The sequence below is a fragment of the Cytobacillus oceanisediminis genome (assembly GCF_004366035.1).
Lineage (GTDB): Bacteria > Bacillota > Bacilli > Bacillales > Cytobacillaceae > Cytobacillus > Cytobacillus oceanisediminis_C.
In genome coordinates this window covers 497,683-519,027 of sequence record NZ_SOEE01000004.1, presented here as the reverse complement: position 1 = coordinate 519,027, position 21,345 = coordinate 497,683, and the positions used below count along the sequence as shown (strand labels likewise).

Here is a 21,345-nt window from a genome sequence, read left to right as displayed (position 1 = left end):
CCGTCCTCTTGCACCATCAATTTAGTTATGCTCTCTGCGGAAGAAAAAATGCGTGATTTCTTGCGTGGTAAAAATCTTTCATGGTTAAATGAAGAGCTTGATCGTGTCTTACCTAAACAAATACGTGAAAATACTAGGAAATATTTTTCGGGCAACCTTTAATTGGTCTAGCCCCTGTCAAGTAGACAACATAAAAAAGCTAAACAGCAAGCGTGTTTCGATATTCAATCTGCGCGGGTTTCTTTTGTTTCTTTTGTATTCGTTTGTAATTGTAATGAGAGATGTAATTCTCAAGGGCTTGCTCTAGCTCTTCTTCTGAAATACACTTGTCTATATACAACTTCTCTCTTTTGAGGTATGAGAAAAACGATTCTACACAGGCATTATCCAGGTAGTTTCCTTTTCTAGAGTGGCTACCTTGATATTTCTTTGTTGTTTTCCATAGATGCGCCTGAGATCCAGAATCGTTTACGTACCCCTTTTTGAATCTGCCCCTTCGTTAACATATAATAAAAAGGGAGTTGCCGTTAGCAACCCCCACTTAAACTCATCCAACCTATTAGGAAAACATGTCCTCTAATGCTGATCTTATGTTTAGCGCCACTCAACAATTCCATCGAGATTTTGTCTTGTTTTTGAACGTTTAGGATCCTTTTGCCGATATCCGAAAGCGACCATACTGGATACATCGAAATCGTTAGCGTTAATGATACCCTCATTTTGTAAAATAGAGTTCACCTGCTTTTTATCAAAACCTTCGATCGGACAGGAATCAATACCGATTTAAGCCGTGGCTGTTATCATGTTACCCGATGCTATATATGCTTGTTTGATTGACCATTCAAAAATGAGAGGCCATTATCTTCTAATTCTGTTTCGACAAAGAATTTGTAGAAACCCAAATGATCTTACATAACTTCTTCAGACATATGATAAATGTCTTTCATCATTTTGGTCACGTAAACCGAATTATGCCTTATACATTCTTCTCTTTTGGCCAATATAACGACAAAATGGCTGGCAGTGGCAGTTGTCCCTGGGCACCGAGGGATACAGGTTTTAATTTTTCACGAAGTGCAGCACCCTGGATCACGACAAACTTCCACGGTTCGAAGCTGAATGAACTTGGAGACAATCTTCCTGTCTCCAAAATAAATTGAAAATCTTCATCCGAATTCTTTTTGTTGTTATCAAATGCCTTACAAGCATTTCTGAACTGGTAAGCTTTTAAAATTTCTTGTTTTTTACTCTCCGTTCCTATCATGTAGAACCGACCTTCCTATTTTGTTTTTTACATGGATTTTTTCGGATAATCACCAGGTTTATATAATCTGTTTGATAACAGACCTGCAGTCAGTATAATTTGGACCCGGTTTCTGAAAATAATCCGAAACAAATACTACATGAGGATCGCATAGAGTTATTATTTTTCAATTGCTGTTTGCCCCATTGCAATAGCAATTCTATTCCAAGTGTTAATTTGATTAATTATTAGAACAAGGTCAACATACTGTTTTTCGTCATAGTGGTTACGCACTCGTTGATAAAGCTGATCTGGCACACGTTTTGCCGGGATTAACGTTACGTGCTCTGTCAACTCTAAAGCTGCTTTTTCTGCTTCTGTGTAAAAATCACACTCTTCCCAAGCACTAATACAATATACTCTTTCTTCTGTTTCACCCATTTTCAGGACATCTGTTGTGTGCATATACATACAAAGTGGACAGCCGTTAATTTGAGAAGCACGAAGTCTAATAAGTTCACGAAGTTTTCGGTCTATACCTGTAGTTGCCGTATACTTATCCAATTTCCCAATGATGTCAAGTGCGTCAGGTGCTACATTGTAATAATCAATTCTTTGTGTCAATTTTATTTCCTCCTAAAAAAGTTTATTCAAATCAATTCAATGAAAAATTGATTCGGAGCTTATTGCCCTTCTTTAAAACAAATTCGATATCGGTATGCAATTGTTCATTAATATGTCCAAAAGTTACATTTGTACATCTTAAGGTACGTTTGTGACAAACATTCCCTTCTCCTAAATGAATTCTACTTTTATTAACTTCGTTTCACCTCCTGATTTTGGATTGGTCATTCCATTTTAACAAATCAATCTTAACAACACTTTTTCGGATTATCCATTCCATTATTTGAAGAAGATAATAGCCAAATATTCGACTTCCGGCTCGCCAAGTTCTTACGCTCGTCGCATTTCGATGATCCCTCTGCACAAGCTCTACGATCAGTTTATATAAAAAAAAGAATGGATTCTGTAATCTAGCTTACATTTATGCTTAAATATAAAAAAACGTCCTAGAGAAGTCTCCAGGAACGTTTTCATAACTATTTAAATAAACGAAGATATTCCCCAGAGCCTTCTTCTTTTTTCTAGTCTATTGGGAAAATTTTAAGTGCAGCTTGAATCATTTAAGTGCAACTCACGGAGTTCCACCAAAATTGAAAAATGTTTTGATTTTACAATTCACTTCTAACTAAATAAACATAGTTATTAAAAAGCCGTCGCATGCTTTTCTGCATCTAATATACCCTTGCGAATAATATCATCTGCTTTCTCTCGGTCAAAGTCATGTCCCTCCACATATAATACTTCTACATTATGTATACCTATGACATTAAGAACTTGTTTTAAATACGGATGACTATGATCCATTTCCGCAAAAGGTCCTTGCGAGTAAATTCCGCCACTTACTTGAATATGAATAGCTTTTTTATCTTTCAAATGTCCAACAGGGCCCTTCTCGGTGTAATGGAATGTTTTTCCTACTACTACAAAGGAATCAATAAATGCTTTTAATTGTGGTGGAATTCCCCAGTTCCACATAGGAGATACAAATACGTATTTGTCAGCGCTCGCTACCATATCTGTAAATTTATTTAAAGCATTGATTTTTTGCTGTTCGACTTGATTCAACTCTGAGAATGGGATTCTCCCTCTTCGCATTTTATCCCAGCCATTAAGGATATCGCGATCAACTATTGGAAATTCCTCTTCATATAAATTTATTTCCTGAATCTCATCATTTGCATGAGATTCGTAATAAGCTTTAAGAAAAGCCTGTCCTACTCTATAACCAACGGAGCTTTCAACTGTTTTTGGATTAGCAGTAATGTATAGAACTTTCGACATGTTAAACCAAACTCTCCTCTTTTGTTAAATTGAGGAAATGTCAAATTAATGTTTAATTTGACATTTCCTTTCTATTGAAGTGTTTCTTATTTAGTAGCCAATCTTGAAGCAACTTCTTCAGCTTCTTTATATACTTTTTGTAATACTTCACTTGGTTCTAGTAAAGCAGTTCCTTGCACCAGTTAGCTCTTGTTCTTTTCGAGGTTTTTCCCATGATCTTAAAACTGTTTGATCTATCAAAAGCACCACACAACTCTACATATAATAATCGGTTCAAGTTGCTTCGATATCAGGAATTAATTCATTTACTTTTGGATGTGCGTAAATGATAAGTGTTTTGTTCATTTGTATTTCTCCTTTAAAATGATTTTTTAGTCTATAATTAGAGATTGAATAAATCGACGATTAATTCGATCATTAATATAAACGGTATAATTATTTTTGTCAAATAAAATAAATAAAATATAACAAACACCCTAAATAGGCCCTTACTCGCATTCTAGAATGTATAACTTCAAAACAACGGGTAGAATATTCATCAGAGTAAGGGCATATTCGAATTCTCCTACACCTATTAAAAAAGTTTCCGCCCTTACTCATAACACCACAATGCTAATTTAGTTTCTTTGCTGCATTTATCGCAAACACTTATTACTCCGTTCCAGACAAAACTTGAATATTTTTGGCACTTCTCACACCAATAAAATGGCCTCCTAACTCCTTTACTCTTTTTTTCCATTCCAGTCCCGTCCATCCAGCCACGTTCAATATTTTAAACAAAGATATCCAATCCGCCACACATACCTTTATTGTCAATGAGAAGGGCATAACAAGAGAAGGCAGGATCGTGATAGAAGTAAACTCCCTGGTACTTCTCATGCTTCTTTATCAATAGGCGTTCCTTCACTCAGAAAAGCTCCATCTATAATGAATGTGACAAGTTAAAGGATTATTTTAATGTTAAATATGCGTAATTTGAGAGACTAATACCTTGTATTTCGGTCGTGTTTTATAGAGACAAAGTCTAAACGTGCTGCTTTTACTTCCCACTGAGCTGCTTGGGAAATATGTCTAAACTTGAATTTTTCTTTGATTGATATAAGGCCTATGTGCCAGATAACTGGTCATAACCATATCAGCCAAGATAGAGGAAAGAGTATTATCCAACCTATTTTCAATTAAATGGTCCTTTAATGAAGTAAAAAAAGACTGTATGTTCCCTTCTGAAAACTTTCTATATAATGAAGCCCTGGACACATTTGATTTCACATATTTGATTAACAGTCATATTTCCATCTTTATATAGCTTAGATGCATAATTCATTACTGTGTGATTTTTATGATGTTTTTTTAACCCACCTTTAAATTTCCCTTCTTTCTTAGCCAGTTCAATCCCTTCCCGCTGTCGCATACTTATAAGATCTAGCTCTAGTTGGTTAACACCAGCCCTAACCGTAATTAAAGAATGGACTGAAAAGATTTAGCATATTCGACGAGGGTTTGACGAATAAGGCTGAGGTTGATTGTAGCTCATATGGAAATGGTTGTGAGGGAATGTGCTTAAATAACATGGTTGATTTAGATGTGTGACTTGTTTCTGGCCTAAATTGCGATTGGTTACAATACTCAGGTGTATGTCTGACAGTTACTGTCGGGACTGAAGGTTAATATTGAAGAATAAAATGACGAAGTAACGTCCCATGGGTAAGAAAGTTAGTGTTATTAGCTCGGTGAAAAGATGCGAGAAATTACCGTAGCAGTTCGGCTGCCGAAAGTTTACTCGATGGAGTGGTGTAACTCATGATGCTGGAGTTGAATGAATATGGTTAGAATGTATGTGGATAGTCCTAAAATTAAAATGTGATTAGTAAAGCGGCGAACCCTCAACCATACGTTATTAAACCGACGAAACGCGTGAACCGCCAGGAGCAGAAGATTATAAATATACTGTTCTCATTACGATGAAAGGATTAAAGAAATAAGAATCCACGACAACAACCTGAATTTAACCGTATTCTATACAATAACCAAATATTTCGACCAATACTACTTCCGTTCTTTTAATCGTATCAATTGTATATTTCATCACTAGATTAATAATCCGCTTTGGATGAAAGTATAACAAAAACTTAGCTAATCCAAAAGATAAGATTATAGCTAATTTTTAGTAGGAGGATGTTAAAATAAAAATATACTGAGCTTAAGGAGGGTTTGCATGGATTATAAACTTGATCATATTGGAATTGCCGTACGTCATTTAGATGAAAGTATACTATTTTATGAAAACGTATTGCAGGGCACACTTCTGGATCGATACAGAAGCGAGTTAAAAGGGGTAGAGAGTGAAATCGCTATTATGGAGGTATGTGGAAATCGAATTGAATTGCTTGCTCCAACAAATAATACAACTTCCCCTATTGCACGATTTATTAAACAGAAAGGAAAAGGTGTACATCATATTGCTTACGATGTCAAGGATCTTGATGAAGCGTTGAAAGAACTAGAAAGTAAAGGGGTTCGAACATTGAAGGATACTTTAAGGATAAATAATCACGGAAGAAGATTAATATACTTAAATCCAGCTGACACAGATGGTACGATTATTGAGTATTGTGATTATCCAGAACAAAACTAATGATAATCGAAAATACCTTCAAAGTAAAGTTTAGCAAGTTCATTGAAACGTTAGCTGTCAACCCTGTTTTTTTCAGTCTCTTTATATAGTATCTTTAAATATCCTATTCCCTTTATTTGAATAACCAATGGGTTTTTTTTCCTAAGTGGAGATTTTTCCTTTACGATTAAATTTTTTTGCATTTCATAAAATTTCGGACCTCCCTTTAATGGTCGCTTTGAATGAAAGGTGTAACCAATTCTCCAATTTTGCCCTTTATGCTTTACTTTTAATTCTATTAGATAGTCACCATGTTAATTATCATCTTGTAACACGAAATTCTACATTATAAGAAGTCATCGTCCAGCCATTTATGGTAAAGGCTTTTATGGTTAGTCACCACCCATGCTAGTATCAATTAAATAGGTTGCGTTTTCATGATTTATAAGGAATGGCTTCGGTGAGATCCACCAATTCCATACAAGGCATTAATCGGGATATCATCAGGAAAATGAGGATTTACAACGCTAAGTCCATTTTCAAGACGATTACCCCGATTTTAACAACGTTAAGACAGTTTTAGCGGTCTTAGAAATCTAACGCAACCATTTTTTCCGAATTAAAACGGTACTCTCCTAGTAAATTGTTCTGCTCCCATCCTAAAGGAGACATATGATGCAACAAATATTCACTAAAATTACCTAAACCTTTTTGGTATTCAACTGCTTTTGTCGGATGTAGAGTATTCCATACATTAATGGCGCTGATAATTATGTTTAAAGCACTTAACCCCCAAAAACTGCCTATGGAATAAAAAAGCTAATCGATTAACGACGATTAGCTTTTTTACTGATTGGCTTTCTTTACCCACTTAGCGATGGTTACAGTACGTTTCGCTTGATGTTTTACAGCAGCTTGAACATCTTCAATCATTTTTCCATCCTGGCCAACTGTTACACTTGTTCCATATGGATTACCACCTGCTCCAAAAATAACCGAATCAGTATAGCCAGGTGTGGCAATAATTGCTCCCCAATGCATCATGGAAGTATATAAGGATAAAAGTGTGGCTTCCTGCCCACCGTGTGGGTTCTGGGCAGATGTCATGGCACTTACGACTTTATTGACAGTCTTACCAGTCGCCCACAACCCGCCTTGAATATCAAGGAATTGCTTCATTTGTGAAGGCATATTCCCAAATCGGGTTGGAATGCTAAAGATAATTGCGTCTGCCCATTCAATATCATTTCCAGTTGCGACTTGTACGTCCTTCGTTGCTTCTACTGTTGATTTCCATACTTCATTTTTCTCAATGGTAGAGGCTGGGGCTAATTCTTCTACTTTTAAAACCTTTACTTCAGCACCCGCTTCTTTTGCTGCTTCTTCAGCCCATTTTGCCAATTGATAGTTTGTTCCACCCATGCTGTAAAAAATGATTGCTAATTTAACATTTGACATTGCTTTTGTCTCCTTTATAGATGAATTTCCAAATAACTTGGATAGAAAACCCATTTTCATAAACCTCATTTCCTTAATTTAAATAAACAGTTCTTCTCTCCTTTGATTCACTTTTAAAAACTTATTGGTCATGTATAGGAATTTACTTCCATTGATTGAACTAAATAGCGGTGGCTAAAATGGTAGTTTTTTTATTTTAAATTGGAATTTAACTAAACCATGATAAAAAATATTAATTTAATGTTAAGCGTAATATAAAAGCTCCCAACTCTGCTTATAAATGATTAACTTACTCCCATTAATATTCTTATTATAATGAAAACAAACATTTCCTATACCTATTCTTCCCAATGAATCTCTGTATAAGCGTTGGCCTTTTCCAACACGGAGTGCGATTCTTTCTATTCGATTGGTGAACAAACTGAATTCATTATCCAGCAGCGATAAACACATACCTTCTAGGCAAATCCCTTCTCCTCAGTATTACTTTAAACCTCGTCTTCAATTGTTTTGATCGTTTTTTCCACTATATACTGATACCCATAAATAATAATTGCTAATGACACACATATAAAATACCATATAGTATGATTCATCTTTTTAAATTTAAAAACTCCTACCTTTTCCCATATTTGAGCAAAAGGATAGGCATTAATGGCATCTATCACCATATTTGCAATTAAATATTTTGGAAAATTGCCGTAAGTTAGTTTAAATACCCATAGTGTGGCTACAAAAAAAGGACCTAATATATATGTAAAATCCACAAAACCAGGAGATAAGGGGCTTTTATTTACCCACCATTTTTTCTTATTCGCAATTACGCCTAACAAACTTAAAAATAAATTAACAAAACTTGCGACAGGTAAAAACCTTAAAAATGACTTTTTCCCCATGAAGGGAACAGTTAGCCAAGGAACGATTAACATCGCTAACCCGAAAGTCTTTTTTTTATCCATATAAATCAACATCCTTTAAATATGTTTTTTATAAAATTCCTCAAAGTAAATCTTATTATACTTATTATAGTTAGACTTTCCTCCCTCAATAAATGAAGATAAAAATGGAATTACCTGCCGGTAAGTACTTTAATTTTGGAGATTTATCACTTGAAGGATATATTTAGACCATTAAAGAAAAAGAAATATAATCCACTAACCAACCATTTTGGTATAAGTATCAAAGATGATATCCTTTTTATCCTGTAAGACAATCCGAGAGCACTCAATGTAAAAAATAATCTGCTATACAATTTTCATATGATCGTCCCCATATATAATTTAATAAAACAATGCATGACGGTTTAGTATTGTTTTTTTGTTTATTTATATTACTGAACTTTCGTTTAGCTTTTTGTTAGGTTAATCATCTGAGAATCGAGTAAATGGTGAATTAATTTATTCAGTAATATAAGTTTTACCACACAAGTAACTGTACTCATTTAGTCAGTCACTATATATTTGTTCATGTAATTGAAAACACACACCCCTTTCGTCAAACCTTCTTTAACGTATTGCGAAGACGTATAGACTCTTCCACCTTTGGCAACATTATTCGCAAGAGCAAGGCTAATAACTATCGTGTCCTTTCAATGTTAAGATTAGTTTCTTGCTCGATAATACATACAACAAAATAATGAAAAAGCATTTAAAAAATGGGGATTTGTTCCTTTCAGGGCGAAATATGATCTGAATGGACCTAGTATGATCAATCGAAAGGGAATCAATTTAAAAATTGCTTTTAAGTTTCGACAGTGAGTATTTAAATGGGATATTGTAGTTAAAGATTGGAAAAAGATGCGAAGTTCTTCTTTGGAACAACTATTCCTATTTACTTCACGGAATGAGTAAAAATGGAGTTTTTATGACAGAATGGATTATTCTGCAGTTATAACCATATAAGTTCCCAAATGTATCGGGAACTTATATGAAGACATTTGAAATATATTTAAGGTGTCACAGTAGCCAGTCTCTACGATCAAGAAATCAAGTGATATTAAGAGATTAGTAGAATTATAGTTGTATTTGAAGTACCTTTTATTCACAAATCAGACACAAGGACTTTTCTCGTGCTTAGCTAATTTGCATATGGAGTCATGCCTAGTTGTATTTTTTTAATATAACAAGAGTTTTGGGCGGAAACACCGGAAGAGGAAACATATTACACAGAAAAAAAATTAGTACAGATTTCAGAATTATATGGATTTCAATAGAGGAACATTTAGACCAATTAAAATAAAGCCCTCTCCATTGAGAAGGGCTATTACATCAGACAAAATGTGCTGTTATTAACGGGCTTTAAGGCACACTGAAGGTGGTATGATGGAATATCATACCACCTTTTTTATTATTTATTAATATTAAATTCATTTTAAAAGGATAAATTGAATCATAAATCTAATTAACTACACCTACACCATAAAAGTCGTATTCTTCTTTATTTCTTCTTAAGTGAATAAATACCAAATAGGATCCACCTATAATAGGGCCATAGATAAAAGTCCATTTTGAGTGTTGATTATTAACAAAGCCACAACAATCAGAGTCTCTAATGCAGCATATAATGTATTTTCAATCCTAGCCATTTTGGGCATCCCGGAAAAGTCTAGATAGCCTTTTAGGTTGGCATATGCATACTGTCTTTTGGTGCTAAATATGTGAAAGATATATGTACCCATCATCATACAAGCTAACCCATATGCAATGATATTGCTTTCGATAAATCCTTTAAACATAAATAGCAAAGAAAGCATGATGAAGCTAATCCAAACTGAACGAAAATACATATACACTTCAGGACTCTCCCTTCTTATCTAACTACTTCAACCTGTTCGAGAAATGGTGTAATATTTACCTGGCCATCATTATTTGCAGTTCGGCAATTTATTGCTAATCCCTGTTCTCCTGTAAGGATATTTACCTCTGGGATTCCCACCATAAATCCAACAATTTTAAAATTAGATGGACTAGTTAATAAAAATCGTTTCACCTTTTCATTCATTTGCATTTCTCCCCTTTATAAGATTTTCTATATTAAAACAACATCGGATATCCAGATAATAAAAAACGCCAAACCCGTAGACTGGGTATTGGCGGTTCTTCCAGCTCAATAGGTTTTATATGAATTTAATACATTAATATTATCATGTTGTTTATTTTCCCTAAATACACATTTCCATTTTTATAATAAATTCTTTAAAACTTCCATATTTCTTCTGAACTTTATATAGAGAAGGCTGGGTACTTAATCTATATTGCTGATATTCTCTTTGGCTAAATGATTCCTTTCCAGCCTGCTCTTTACAATATTGATATGCAGCATAATAATCTCGTTCACAAAACTTAAACTTCTGTTCAAACAGTTCCTGATCAAAAAAAGAATGATAATATCCTGGTTGAATGTTGACAAAACAGGTATAGGAATGTGAGTAGCTTATAGTTAACATCCTTCTCATTATTAACAATATCTTCAATCTCACTATATTCTGTAATGGGAATGCTAAGAGAAGTATTTTGTATCGGATATAGCCGCTTAACATTTATCAATTGTTCGATTGACACTTATTTCAAATGGAGCACATTTATAATGGGAAAATCCTATTAATAGAGCTTGGGATAAGGTTACATCCCCCTTAATCTTATTTAAATCTTGGTAAAAGTTTTTAGGAATTTTTAAAGGAAGAAGAACTCCTTTTTTATGCAAACTCAATCACGCCCTATACCTTAAGTATCTAGATTGGCCGCTTGAACCCTCTACCCGTTAATACTATTATCATGTGAGTCATTAGTTAAATTGATTTTTAATGTCTGCAGCCAATCATAAGGAACTTGGTAATAATGTTGGATGTCATCATCCGGGAATTCCCAAAACGGGAACATACGGGCAATGAACCGATCTGCTATGGTATGCATATAAATTTACTTCTGATGATGAATTAGATGTATTTCTAGGTGAGTTAAATAATTTATAGTTTAAAAAAGGTTCCTGCCCCCTAATTACTAAAGTAACCTGGGGAAGGAACCATATTATTTCTTCTTCTGCCTAAACAAATCAACGGATTTATATCCTTGTGATAATATATCGACCATTTGTGCTTCGCGTTTCTCACGGGTTTTCTGCTGCTTAACAGAAAAGATGTAGCGAGCCCAATCCTTTTGATAACCCGGTGTCAGTTCCAGATAAAATTTCAATTCATTGGGGTACTCTGCTAAAATCTTTTCAATATCGCTCACGTTATCTTTGTAATCAGCCACACATTGACTAGGAGCGGATGTTTTTTTCTCCTTCTTCTTTTCTCGCTTCAATCCAACTACCGTAAAGACATCATCCATACTTACCATCCGCGAGAATTTCACATCGCTATTTTCCACATACCCATCTTCTCCCACTTTCATCGCCGGAAATATATCATCTCTATGAACATATGTATCATACCGTTTATTCCCCTTTTTTGGATAAGCGAAAAATAAATATCCTTTTTCGAGCAGCAGCTCCTCTTTGATAACTCTTTGAGTATGCTTCACCATTTCATCAACCAATTCTACAAAAATGAAAATAGCGTCATGCCCGCCTGATAATTCCGTTTTAAATCCATTAAAGATATCATAATCACTTGGCTGATTTAGCACTGCCATATTGTTGTATTTGCTCAGCTTTAATTTATCTATGATTGTCATAATTTACTCCTTTTATATTTAAGCTTGAGACCGAACACTATATCGCAAAACAGTATTTAATTTTGCCCGACTATTAGAATTTCCTTTCCCCTTTATCATAAAAAACTTTTGATCCGGCTCGGAATTAAATTCAGGTTTTTCTTTAAATAAATACAATTATACAATTGCTTCTCTTTCTTTCTCCATTCATGCTTCATTTTCTGCTGCCATCACTTCTCTAAATAGCTTTTCAAGGAATCCAAATCTTTCGCACAGGCTTTCTTAAAAGCACCAGCCATCAGTTTTCCAAACAGCTTTGACAAACCAGTAAGTCCCTTAATTTCACCACCTAAAGTAACTTCAGAAGCATCACCTGCTGAATCTATTATGTATGTAAAAATAAATTCTCCTTTGCCTGTTGTTCCTTTGGTTCCGTCACAGCGAAGCACAATTTTATTAGACTCATCCAGACCGATAACTTCAAAATGTTCTGCAGCTTCTCTTCCAAACATTTTCCTTTTCTCTTTCCACTGACTCCCTACTTTCAATGGCCCGCTATCGAACCGCTGTATTCCAACCAGACCTTGCATCCAGTCCTTTGCTGAATCAAGGTCAATTAAACCGTTGTAGGTCTTTTGTGCAGATACCTGAATGGTTCTTTTCACTTCAAAACGAATACTCAAGTTAACTGCCCCCTCTCAATAACTAATAAGAATGTCCATTTCACACTAATATTTTATTATATAATTGTCATTACTTTTACTATATTTTATACTTCTATTAAATTAAAAAATTCCTGCGATATGAAAGGATGATTAAAATGAGTGCGGAGCAGCAAACGACTTCAAGTCTATCACTGAAAGAGAAAGCAGTATCCTTCCTGCAGCTCGTAGCATCAGGCCAAGTCCGTGAAGCCTACAAGCGTTACATCGGTCCGGATTTTACTCACCATAATCCCTATTTCAAAGGCGATGCAGATTCACTCATGCACGCGATGGAAGAGAATGCAGCACAAAACCCTAACAAAATTCTTGAAGTCAGACTCACAATCCAGGAGAATGAAACCGTTGCGGTTCATTCCCATGTGAAGCAAAATTCAGAGGATCTTGGGGGAGCAGTTGTCCATATCTTCCGGTTTCAAGATGGCCAGGTGGCTGAACTATGGGATGTTGGACAGCCTGTGCCTGAGGACTCACCTAATGAAAATGGCATGTTTTAATCAAATTTTGTGTATTACCATGATTATTTATGAGCCCAACAAAAGTGATGCTCTTTAAAACCCAAGGCTAATCATGTCTATACCTGAGCTTGGTATTTTAATACATTATCACTTTTATGCGTTTTCACTTTAATTAGTTGAAATTACATTCAGAATTGTATAAAATTAAATTGGTCGAACCCTCACAATTCGACCCCCTATTATCCATTGGGCTTAGGAATTTTCTAAGCTCTTTTTTAATGTTGCTTCCATAGCTGCTTGTATAAGATCGATTGAAACTGAAAAACCTATCCTTGCAATGAACGTGCGTATCAGCTTTGTTTTCAATAGGAGGATTACAATGGAAAATGTATTCGATTATGAAGATATTCAATTAATTCCCGCAAAAAGTATCGTCAATAGCCGATCTGAATGTGATACAACGGTATTCCTAGGGGGACGTGCGTTTAAGCTCCCAGTGGTGCCTGCCAATATGCAGACGATTGTAGATGAGAAAATTGCCATATACTTAGCAGAGAACGGGTATTTCTATATCATGCATCGATTCGAACCGGAGAAAAGAATTTCTTTTATAAAAGATATGAAGGCACGTGGACTATACTCATCGATCAGTGTTGGGGTCAAAGAAGGCGAATATGGGTTTATACAGCAAATTGCCGATGAAAAGCTTTCACCCGAATACATTACCATTGATATAGCTCATGGCCATTCCAATGCTGTCATCCAGATGATCCAGCATATTAAGGAATACCTTCCTCAAAGCTTTGTGATTGCAGGCAATGTCGGAACCCCCGAAGCCGTCAGAGAACTGGAGAATGCTGGTGCTGATGCTACAAAAGTTGGCATTGGACCTGGCAAGGTATGCATCACAAAGATTAAGACTGGATTTGGAACGGGCGGCTGGCAGTTAGCTGCACTTCGCTGGTGTGCAAAGGCAGCAAGCAAGCCGATCATAGCAGATGGAGGTCTTCGCACTCATGGTGACATCGCTAAATCGATTCGATTTGGTGCAACAATGGTGATGATTGGTTCCTTATTTGCAGGACATGAGGAATCTCCTGGAAAAACCATCGAGAATGAGAAAGACGGAAAACTCTATAAAGAATACTTTGGCTCAGCCTCTGAATTTCAAAAAGGCGAAAAGAAAAATGTTGAGGGCAAAAGAATTTTAGTAGAACACAAAGGATTTTTAGCAGATACGCTGAAAGAAATGGAACAGGATCTCCAGTCCTCTATTTCTTATGCAGGCGGCAACAAGCTGGATGCCATCCGCCATGTCGATTACGTAATTGTTAAAAATTCAATCTTTAATGGTGACAGGGCTTTTTAACCCCCTAATTTATAAAACCACAGAAGATGCCTTCCTTTTCCCATAAGGAAGGCATCTTCTGTGGTTTCAGCATTTCCTTTTAAATTGGACAAACACATATGAAAACACTTCAAAAAGCAGATATGTTATGTACCCTTTGGGTTAAGATCCTATAGACTGCTCTACTGCATTTTCCCAGCTCGGAAAATAATACAATGCATTTTTCATTAACTCTGGATTTGATTTTTTTACTTGCTTCTTTCGGGGCGGCTCCCCTTCTTTTTCCAACAGTTCAGAGATCCCGGTCAATACTTCTTCAACACTCATGCTTGTTTCCACATTATTCCTCCTTTTTGAATTCAACTATATAATTTCCATATGATGAAAAATTATTCAGCATTCCTTCAAAATGATTCTTCAGTATTTAGCTAGTATTCTATCTTACAAAAAAATAGCGACTAAATAAGGAATAAAGGTTCCGGATTAAAAGATTAGTTTCATCCCTTCATGACTCGCCATAAACCCCAGCTTATTATAAAAACGATGTGCATCATCACGCTGCTTGTCAGTCGTCAATTGAACAAGACCACTCTCCTCAGACTTTGCTATGGCAATCGCTTCTTTAAACAAGGCTTCCCCTACCCCTTTACCACGGCAGCGCTGATCGACACGCACCCCTTCAATTTGTGCTCGTTTCATCCCTTGCCGTGCTAACCCAGGAATAATTGTTAATTGAAGGCAGCCAATCACAGCCTGACCGTCTATCGCCAAAATAATCTGATTTCCGGCCTGTGCTACTATTGCCTTAAATGCTTTATAATAACATTCCGGCAGAGGTTCTTCATACCTCTCACGCTTTGCTCCTAATTCATCATCGGCAAGCAAGCGGACAATAGCTTGTAAATCTTCTTCAATTGCTTTTCGAAAATGCATTGACAATCGCTCCTTCAGCACGAAAATATTTAAATACATCACAGATTACTTTCTATTAATATTTTATTTTCCCTTCTATTCTGCTCTTTTCCCGAAACTTCTGCATTCACCTAAAAATCAATAAAATTAAACACACACTTAAAAATATTAACTTTTTTCATCAATAAATTCCATTATTGTTATTTATCTTTTTGATTTAATGTTATATAATCATATCAAATAAAAGGAAGGAATTTTATTATGGCTTATAAATTAATCACAGATTGCCCTGTCTGCAGTAAAACATTGAAAATTACAAAACTGCAGTGCTCTCATTGTCATACAACGATTGAAAATGAGTTTGAATTATCTAAGCTGGCATCATTATCAAAGGATCAGCTTCATTTTGTGGAAGTATTTTTAACATGCAGAGGGAATATCAAAGAAGTTGAAAAGGAACTTGGGATTTCATATCCAACGGTTCGAGGCAAGCTAACAGACATCATTTCATCCCTCGGATATGTGCAGAAGAAGAAAAATGAAGCAGATGAGAAAAAAGTTGTCACCATGTTGGAAAATGGCGAAATCACACCAGAAGAAGCCATTAAGCTATTAAAAGAGGAATAGGGAGGATTTATCATGAAGGAAGAAATTACAAGAGTGTTAACAATGGTTCAAGAAGGGAAAATTGATGCAGATAAAGGATCAGAACTAATCCAAGTATTAAAAGAGAAAGCAGAAACAGGTAATAAGCCAGCAGTAAACACGACTAAATATTTAGATAAAACTCTAAAAATCCGTGTTGTATCCGCCGAAAATGATAACGTCACGGTCAATTTGCCAATAAAACTTGTTAAGGCAGTATTAATGGCTGGACACAGCATCGCGGCGAGTGTCCCCCAATCAGAAAAATACGTTAAAGATATAGACATTAGCCTTATTATAGAAGCAATCGAAAACGAATTAGATGGCCAAATTGTTGATATTAAATCGGCAAACGGAGATACCGTTTCGGTCATCATCGATTAGTGTAATGCTTATGCTGTATGTAAAAGTGAAAGCAAAAGACATTCGGTTAACCATCCCAATTCCATATGCTATTTTAAACCTTGCTATTTCAATTTTTTGTTCAAAATTGTTTCATAAAAACGTAAATAAATGGACAAAAGAGCACTTCGAAAGAAAAAAACTGGATTTTACCTTTCCATTAATAGATAAAGAAGCGCTAAAGCCTATTGTCAAGGAACTGAAAAATCAAAAGGGGATCGTGATAGTAGATGTCAAGGCTAAGGACGGTTCTGAGGTTCAGGTAAGACTATAATTTATTTTTACATCTATCCCTGACGCATTTTTTAAAAAAAGCCTAATTTCTGGCTTAAAATACCAAGATAATTAGGCTTTTTTTACTTTATTCCTCTTCATTTTTGAAAGTTCCATAGAATATTTTCATTTAAAGATAGGCCTCTGTGACTTTTCCCAGCCTGCGAATACCCTCTGTTATTTCCTTCTCATCCGCATAACTGAAGGAAAGGCGCAGAAATTCCGTTCCCGCTGCCTGATCTATGTAAAAGTACTTGCCAGGAATAAAAGATACCCCCTCTGCCAGGGCATGTGTCAGCAGTTCCGATGTATCGGCACCTGGAATTTTCATCCACAGGAAGTACCCCCCCTCGGGCACATACCAGGAAGCTGATTCAGGAAAGTACTGTTCCAGTGCGGAGGTCAGAACATCTCTTTTAGACCGGTATGTATCTCTCAAGGTTACCAGTTTATTATTAAGATTCGTGTTTGCTAAATAAACTGCCATCGCAGCTTGAGCAAACGGATGGTTCAAATCTTTTTTAAACCAGGCGCATGCATGGATTATTTCGCTTGCTCCCGCTATCCATCCTATACGCATGCCCGGGGCCACTATCTTGGATAACGAACCGACATGCAGAACTCGAGAGTATTGATCCATTGCTTTTAGAGTGGGGAAACATTTATTAAATGATAATTCCCCATAAGCATCATCCTCAACTATTAGGAAATTATATTTTTTGGCAAGCTCCAATACATGCTGCCGGCGCTCTCCTGACATCGTCGTGCCTGTAGGATTTTGAAAGGTTGGGATCGTATAAAGAAAACGCGGCAGAGTGAACCCTTTTTGCCTCCTTTCCTCTAGAATCTCTTCCAATACACCTGTTTGAAGTCCGTGCTTGTCTACAGGAATACTAATTATATGTCTGGTGTAATTTTGGAAAATTTCTAAAGCCTCCATATAAGTAGGTGATTCTATTGCCACGATTGACTCCTCATTAAGGAGAATGCGGGCAATCAAATCGATCGCCTGACATGCACCTGAAGTGATCAAAAGCTCTTTTTCTGCAACAGATATACCCCGCTCTTTCAATCTCTTTAAAACTTGTTCCTTGAGTTTTATTATTTTGGGACTTCCTATATAATGGAGCGGCAAATCATGTTCTTCCTCTAATAGACTGGTAACAGCTGCCTTTACCTCTTCATCAGGCATAAGGGCAGGAGCTGGATAGCCACAATGCAGGCTTATACACTCATCTGGAATTTCCGGAATCCACTCCCCAGGGGGAGTATTCTGAAGCGCCTTTTTGATATTATCAGGAAAAAAAGAACCAGCATTCACTTGAATCTACATCCTTCCGGCAGTTTTATTATTCATTATAAACTTATTGCCTGAGATGCTCCACCAAACCTATAAAAGCAAGTGATCCTCGAAATGTTTCTTTACTTTTCCCCACTCTTCCTTTATGACACTATACAGGACAGTATGACGAATGGTCCCTTCTTTTCGTATCATATGATTCCGAAGAAGGCCTTCTTTTACGGCACCGATTCGTTCTATCGCTTTCTGTGATCGGATGTTTTCATGTCCGGTTTTGATTTGGACGCGATTAAGTGAAAGTTCTTCAAAACAGTATTGTAATAATAAATATTTACAGTTTGTATTAAGCTCCGTGCGCCAATAAATAGGGTTCATCCAAGTGGAGCCGATTTCAAGATGTTTATGCTGGGCTGAAATATCGAGAAACCAAGTAGCACCGATGATCGTCCCTGTTTTTTTATGGACAATGACAAAAGCAAAATCGGTACCTCGCTCCCGTTTTTGTATGGCATCTTTGACATAATGTATGACCCGGCATTTCTCAGTTAAATCAACAGACATATGCTCCCATATCCGTTTATCCTGAGCTGCTTCACAAATTCCTTCAACATGCTCAAGTTCCATAGGAATTAATTGCACAACATTGTTTTCTAATTTCTGCATGCTATCACTCTCCTTGAATCAATTAAAACCGAATTCTGGTATGATAAAAATAACCAAAAATGAATTTTAATATAATACCAGGGAATGATTCGATGGAAATTCAAATTTTGCTTTCGGAAAATGGAATAAAGTATAAAGAAATCTATGAACAAATTCGGCTGGCGATTCTGGAAAAAAGATTGACAGCTCATGCAAGACTCCCTGCAAAGCGGCGGCTGGCTGAACAATTAAACGTAAGCATTATAACTGTTCAGGTGGCTTATGAACAATTGCAGAGTGAAGGGTACTGTTATTCAGCAGAACGCCGAGGCTATTTTGTTTCTGAAATTCAGGATGAAATGCACTATAGTCAGATTAATGCATTGGACCTGGAGAAAAGAGATCAGCATGAGTTTCTCATTAATTTTAAAAATGGGCAGATTGATGCCTCTGCCTTCCCCTACAAACAATGGAATAGACTTTATCGAAAAGAGCTTAAGGAATCCAATGCCAGCAATGCCCCGTGGCAGGGTGAATATTCTTTGCGTTTTCAAATTGCACACTACCTGCAGCAAGCTAGAGGGCTGGCCTGCCAGCCGGAGCAAGTGTATATATTCAGCGGATTTCAGCAGCAGCTGCTAAATGTCTGTTTGTTTTTTAAGCGGAAAGCCATCGGAATAGAAGATCCAGGTTTTATTCGGGCAAGATCTGTTTTTGATCAATTACAGCTGCCTTGTTATCCGATTTCTGTAGATGAGGAAGGATGCTGTGTGCCTGATGCTGATGAGCCAATAAAATTATTGTATACGACACCAGCTCATCAATACCCTACCGGTTCAATTATGTCAATTGCCAGAAGAATTGAGCTGTTAAATTGGGCAATTAAACAGAACGCTTATATTATCGAGGATGACTATGATTCTGAATTTCGCTACAAAGGTGCACCAATTCCAGCATTGTCCCATTTGGATTCAACAGGGCGGGTACTGTACTTTGGCACCTTTTCAAAAACATTGCTGCCATCACTTCGGATCAGCTATCTGATTATGCCAGCAGCACTGCAGCAGGACTTTAAAAAATTTAATGCTTACCAAAAGTCGAATGTTTCTAGAATTGATCAGCAAGTTGCTTCAAAATTTATAGAAGAAGGACTTTATACATCTCATATAGCAAAAATGAGAACGTTATATCGAGCCAAGCGGAGCTGTTTGATAGAAAGCCTGTCAAAACACTTAGGTGACCACTTTGACATAATTGGTGATACAGCGGGCTTGCATATCATCGTGACATTACCCGAAGGATTAAAAGAAGCAATGGCCATTGAACTGGCGAAGTCCTGCGGTGTGGAAATGGATGCCGTCTCACCTATGTATCAGCTTCAAAAGCCAAATCATCAAGTGATGATTGGATATGGTGCCCCCTCAATGGACGAGATTCAGAAAGGGGTCCAGTTAATCGCTAAAGCATGGAAAAGTCATCTGAGCAAATAAGTTAAGCCATATATTCCACTATTTAAAAGAGCGCTTATCCTACGGGATAACGCTCTTTTGCCGAAGCAGCAAACATGCACATCTTTTCCTTAACCGCTGCCATAAAATCAAACATATTCATCCCCTGGATTTGCTGGAATTTATACAAGTCCTGGTTATAATACATATGAATATGCTTGCCGGTGATACCCCTTTTTTCTTCAATGGAAGTTATATTGATATACGCAAATTCTTCAACTAATTCCTTGGTTGTCCCTGATGCAGGAATTCCATAAAACAGCAGTCTTTTGTTCGTTGCTGCAAAGAAGCCTGGATGAGGTGCTAAACAGAAATGAGCCACTAATGAACAGCTTAAACATTCAATAATGTTTTCATCTTCATGCAATACATGTTTAACCTGATTTATATCACTCTTCATGGAACGCCCCCCTCATATTTCACTATCAAACCGCAGTCTTCACTGCCAATATCAGTCCAGTAGACCAATCCAATTCTGTAATGTCAAGGTCAGGTCTGTCCTGCAGAGTTTTCAGAAGCTTAGTGGCTTTGATCCTAAATTCCTCAGGCAATTTCTGCTGCGGAAACACATCATGAATCACATAAAAACCGCCGATATTTAATTGATCCAGGGTTTTGTCCAGAAGCTCGAATTTCCCTGGCCACGTATCTGCAAAAATAAAATCGAAGCTTTCTGATAGGTTTCGAATAAAAGCTGCACCGTCCTCACAGCAAAATGTGATTCTGCTGTCATACCCGAGGTTTTTTTTCGCGATGGATTGCACTGTTGAATCTATGTCAACCGTCGTTAGCTTACTGCCTTCATCCATCCCATCAATGATCCAGGAAGCAGACGCCCCCGTACCTGTGCCCAGCTCCAAAAAGCTTCCTCCTGGTTTTGAGGCAGCCAGCCCCTTTAGTAAAAACCCTGTTTTCCGATCACATGATTGTCCGAAACCCAGCACATCAGAGTCCTGTAATATCCTCGAATATGCTTCCGGTACCTGTATAACGCCGTTTTCCATTTTGCCATTCCTCCTCTTTCTTCGTTATTATTTAAACCAAGCTCAAACTAAAAAGACATCAAAAAAAGGCCTCTTTATAAGAGGCCTTTACTATCAAAAACGACCTCTTATCTCCCAGAGCTTCAACTCTGTTGGAATTAGCACCTTCCTGACATAATCAGGGGTTGCTGAGGCTTCGCAGGGCCAGTCCCTCCACCTCTCTGGATAAGAATTTGTATAAAATATATATTTTCAACCAAGTATTGCATATTTTTTA

General features: G+C 36.6%; 21 protein-coding genes, 5 pseudogenes and 1 riboswitch. Of the genes and pseudogenes, 8 read left to right on the top strand and 18 right to left on the bottom strand.

The features are described 5' to 3' along the window. Positions 1-162 (top strand): annotated as a pseudogene (locus DFO72_RS13350) (Rrf2 family transcriptional regulator); the annotation flags it as partial. 37 nt (positions 163-199) lie between these two features. Here DFO72_RS13350 and DFO72_RS30715 read toward each other — a convergent pair. The 5 genes and pseudogenes from DFO72_RS30715 to DFO72_RS13320 all read right to left on the bottom strand — a co-directional run. Beyond that, a pseudogene (locus DFO72_RS30715) lies at positions 200-403 on the bottom strand (IS3 family transposase); the annotation flags it as partial. Positions 404-594: 191 nt separating this feature from the next. Further along, positions 595-1,264: pseudogene (locus DFO72_RS29960) on the bottom strand (NAD(P)H-dependent oxidoreductase). A gap of 159 nt (positions 1,265-1,423) precedes the next feature. After that, a complete protein-coding gene (locus DFO72_RS13335) occupies positions 1,424-1,867 on the bottom strand; it encodes a carboxymuconolactone decarboxylase family protein (protein ID WP_134177251.1) in 444 nt (147 codons plus the stop codon). A gap of 642 nt (positions 1,868-2,509) precedes the next feature. Beyond that, positions 2,510-3,148 carry an FMN-dependent NADH-azoreductase gene (locus tag DFO72_RS13330; RefSeq protein ID WP_113885905.1) on the bottom strand — a complete coding sequence of 213 codons (639 nt, stop codon included), beginning with the start codon at positions 3,146-3,148 and terminating at the stop codon, positions 2,510-2,512. Positions 3,149-4,363: 1,215 nt separating this feature from the next. Continuing rightward, positions 4,364-4,610, bottom strand: a pseudogene (locus tag DFO72_RS13320) (helix-turn-helix domain-containing protein); the annotation flags it as partial. Positions 4,611-5,363: 753 nt separating this feature from the next. Between DFO72_RS13320 and DFO72_RS13315 the strand changes: the two are divergent. Continuing rightward, positions 5,364-5,783 carry a VOC family protein gene (locus DFO72_RS13315; protein ID WP_113885906.1) on the top strand — a complete coding sequence of 140 codons (420 nt, stop codon included), beginning with the start codon at positions 5,364-5,366 and terminating at the stop codon, positions 5,781-5,783. A gap of 547 nt (positions 5,784-6,330) precedes the next feature. Here the strand turns inward: DFO72_RS13315 and DFO72_RS13310 are convergent. From DFO72_RS13310 to DFO72_RS13285, 7 genes and pseudogenes are all read right to left on the bottom strand, one after another. Continuing rightward, positions 6,331-6,548, bottom strand: a pseudogene (locus DFO72_RS13310) (Tn3 family transposase); the annotation flags it as partial. Between the two features lie 60 nt (positions 6,549-6,608). Then, a complete protein-coding gene (wrbA, locus tag DFO72_RS13305; RefSeq protein WP_134177249.1) occupies positions 6,609-7,220 on the bottom strand; it encodes an NAD(P)H:quinone oxidoreductase in 612 nt (203 codons plus the stop codon). Between the two features lie 488 nt (positions 7,221-7,708). Continuing rightward, positions 7,709-8,179 carry a hypothetical protein gene (locus DFO72_RS13300; RefSeq protein ID WP_243856150.1) on the bottom strand — a complete coding sequence of 157 codons (471 nt, stop codon included), beginning with the start codon at positions 8,177-8,179 and terminating at the stop codon, positions 7,709-7,711. A gap of 1,849 nt (positions 8,180-10,028) precedes the next feature. Further along, on the bottom strand, positions 10,029-10,220 hold the full coding sequence (locus tag DFO72_RS13295; protein WP_113882134.1) for a hypothetical protein: 192 nt from the start codon (positions 10,218-10,220) through the stop codon (positions 10,029-10,031). A 752-nt stretch (positions 10,221-10,972) separates the two neighbouring features. Beyond that, positions 10,973-11,131: a hypothetical protein gene (locus tag DFO72_RS29480; RefSeq protein WP_166672475.1), complete on the bottom strand. Its 159-nt coding sequence runs from the start codon at positions 11,129-11,131 to the stop codon at positions 10,973-10,975. A gap of 114 nt (positions 11,132-11,245) precedes the next feature. Continuing rightward, positions 11,246-11,896 carry a YdeI/OmpD-associated family protein gene (locus tag DFO72_RS13290; RefSeq protein ID WP_113882132.1) on the bottom strand — a complete coding sequence of 217 codons (651 nt, stop codon included), beginning with the start codon at positions 11,894-11,896 and terminating at the stop codon, positions 11,246-11,248. A gap of 209 nt (positions 11,897-12,105) precedes the next feature. Then, positions 12,106-12,558 carry an SRPBCC family protein gene (locus tag DFO72_RS13285; protein ID WP_113882131.1) on the bottom strand — a complete coding sequence of 151 codons (453 nt, stop codon included), beginning with the start codon at positions 12,556-12,558 and terminating at the stop codon, positions 12,106-12,108. Between the two features lie 137 nt (positions 12,559-12,695). Here DFO72_RS13285 and DFO72_RS13280 point away from each other — a divergent pair, with 137 nt between their 5' ends. Further along, on the top strand, positions 12,696-13,094 hold the full coding sequence (locus DFO72_RS13280) for a nuclear transport factor 2 family protein (protein WP_113882130.1): 399 nt from the start codon (positions 12,696-12,698) through the stop codon (positions 13,092-13,094). Between the two features lie 340 nt (positions 13,095-13,434). Further along, positions 13,435-14,424 carry a GMP reductase gene (gene guaC / locus DFO72_RS13275; RefSeq protein WP_113882129.1) on the top strand — a complete coding sequence of 330 codons (990 nt, stop codon included), beginning with the start codon at positions 13,435-13,437 and terminating at the stop codon, positions 14,422-14,424. A 141-nt stretch (positions 14,425-14,565) separates the two neighbouring features. Here the strand turns inward: guaC and DFO72_RS29475 are convergent, their stop codons facing one another. Both DFO72_RS29475 and DFO72_RS13270 read right to left on the bottom strand, forming a co-directional pair. Further along, positions 14,566-14,742: a hypothetical protein gene (locus tag DFO72_RS29475; RefSeq protein WP_166672468.1), complete on the bottom strand. Its 177-nt coding sequence runs from the start codon at positions 14,740-14,742 to the stop codon at positions 14,566-14,568. Between the two features lie 144 nt (positions 14,743-14,886). Next, positions 14,887-15,336 carry a GNAT family N-acetyltransferase gene (locus DFO72_RS13270; protein ID WP_113882128.1) on the bottom strand — a complete coding sequence of 150 codons (450 nt, stop codon included), beginning with the start codon at positions 15,334-15,336 and terminating at the stop codon, positions 14,887-14,889. Positions 15,337-15,576: 240 nt separating this feature from the next. On the opposite strand from DFO72_RS13270, the gene DFO72_RS13265 reads away from it, so the two are divergent. The 3 genes from DFO72_RS13265 to DFO72_RS13255 are packed head-to-tail and all read left to right on the top strand — an operon-like array spanning position 15,577 to position 16,636. Continuing rightward, positions 15,577-15,942 (top strand): DUF2089 domain-containing protein, encoded by a 366-nt coding sequence (locus tag DFO72_RS13265; protein WP_009330513.1) that lies wholly within the window; start codon positions 15,577-15,579, stop codon positions 15,940-15,942. A gap of 12 nt (positions 15,943-15,954) precedes the next feature. Then, positions 15,955-16,344 carry an SHOCT-like domain-containing protein gene (locus DFO72_RS13260; protein WP_113882127.1) on the top strand — a complete coding sequence of 130 codons (390 nt, stop codon included), beginning with the start codon at positions 15,955-15,957 and terminating at the stop codon, positions 16,342-16,344. Positions 16,345-16,354: 10 nt separating this feature from the next. Then, positions 16,355-16,636: a hypothetical protein gene (locus DFO72_RS13255; RefSeq protein WP_113882161.1), complete on the top strand. Its 282-nt coding sequence runs from the start codon at positions 16,355-16,357 to the stop codon at positions 16,634-16,636. A 129-nt stretch (positions 16,637-16,765) separates the two neighbouring features. Here the strand turns inward: DFO72_RS13255 and DFO72_RS13250 are convergent, their stop codons facing one another. Beyond that, positions 16,766-17,956, bottom strand: coding sequence for a PLP-dependent aminotransferase family protein (locus DFO72_RS13250; protein ID WP_113882126.1), 1,191 nt, complete (start codon positions 17,954-17,956; stop codon positions 16,766-16,768). A gap of 69 nt (positions 17,957-18,025) precedes the next feature. Beyond that, positions 18,026-18,598 carry a GNAT family N-acetyltransferase gene (locus tag DFO72_RS13245; protein WP_113882125.1) on the bottom strand — a complete coding sequence of 191 codons (573 nt, stop codon included), beginning with the start codon at positions 18,596-18,598 and terminating at the stop codon, positions 18,026-18,028. A gap of 92 nt (positions 18,599-18,690) precedes the next feature. On the opposite strand from DFO72_RS13245, the gene DFO72_RS13240 reads away from it, so the two are divergent. Then, a complete protein-coding gene (locus tag DFO72_RS13240; protein WP_113882124.1) occupies positions 18,691-20,067 on the top strand; it encodes a PLP-dependent aminotransferase family protein in 1,377 nt (458 codons plus the stop codon). A gap of 34 nt (positions 20,068-20,101) precedes the next feature. On the opposite strand, the gene DFO72_RS13235 is transcribed toward DFO72_RS13240, so the two are convergent. Both DFO72_RS13235 and DFO72_RS13230 read right to left on the bottom strand, forming a co-directional pair. After that, on the bottom strand, positions 20,102-20,485 hold the full coding sequence (locus DFO72_RS13235; RefSeq protein WP_113882123.1) for a PH domain-containing protein: 384 nt from the start codon (positions 20,483-20,485) through the stop codon (positions 20,102-20,104). A gap of 25 nt (positions 20,486-20,510) precedes the next feature. After that, a complete protein-coding gene (locus tag DFO72_RS13230) occupies positions 20,511-21,089 on the bottom strand; it encodes an O-methyltransferase (protein ID WP_113882122.1) in 579 nt (192 codons plus the stop codon). A 104-nt stretch (positions 21,090-21,193) separates the two neighbouring features. Continuing rightward, a riboswitch (SAM riboswitch) is annotated at positions 21,194-21,300 on the bottom strand. Positions 21,301-21,345 lie beyond the last annotated feature (45 nt).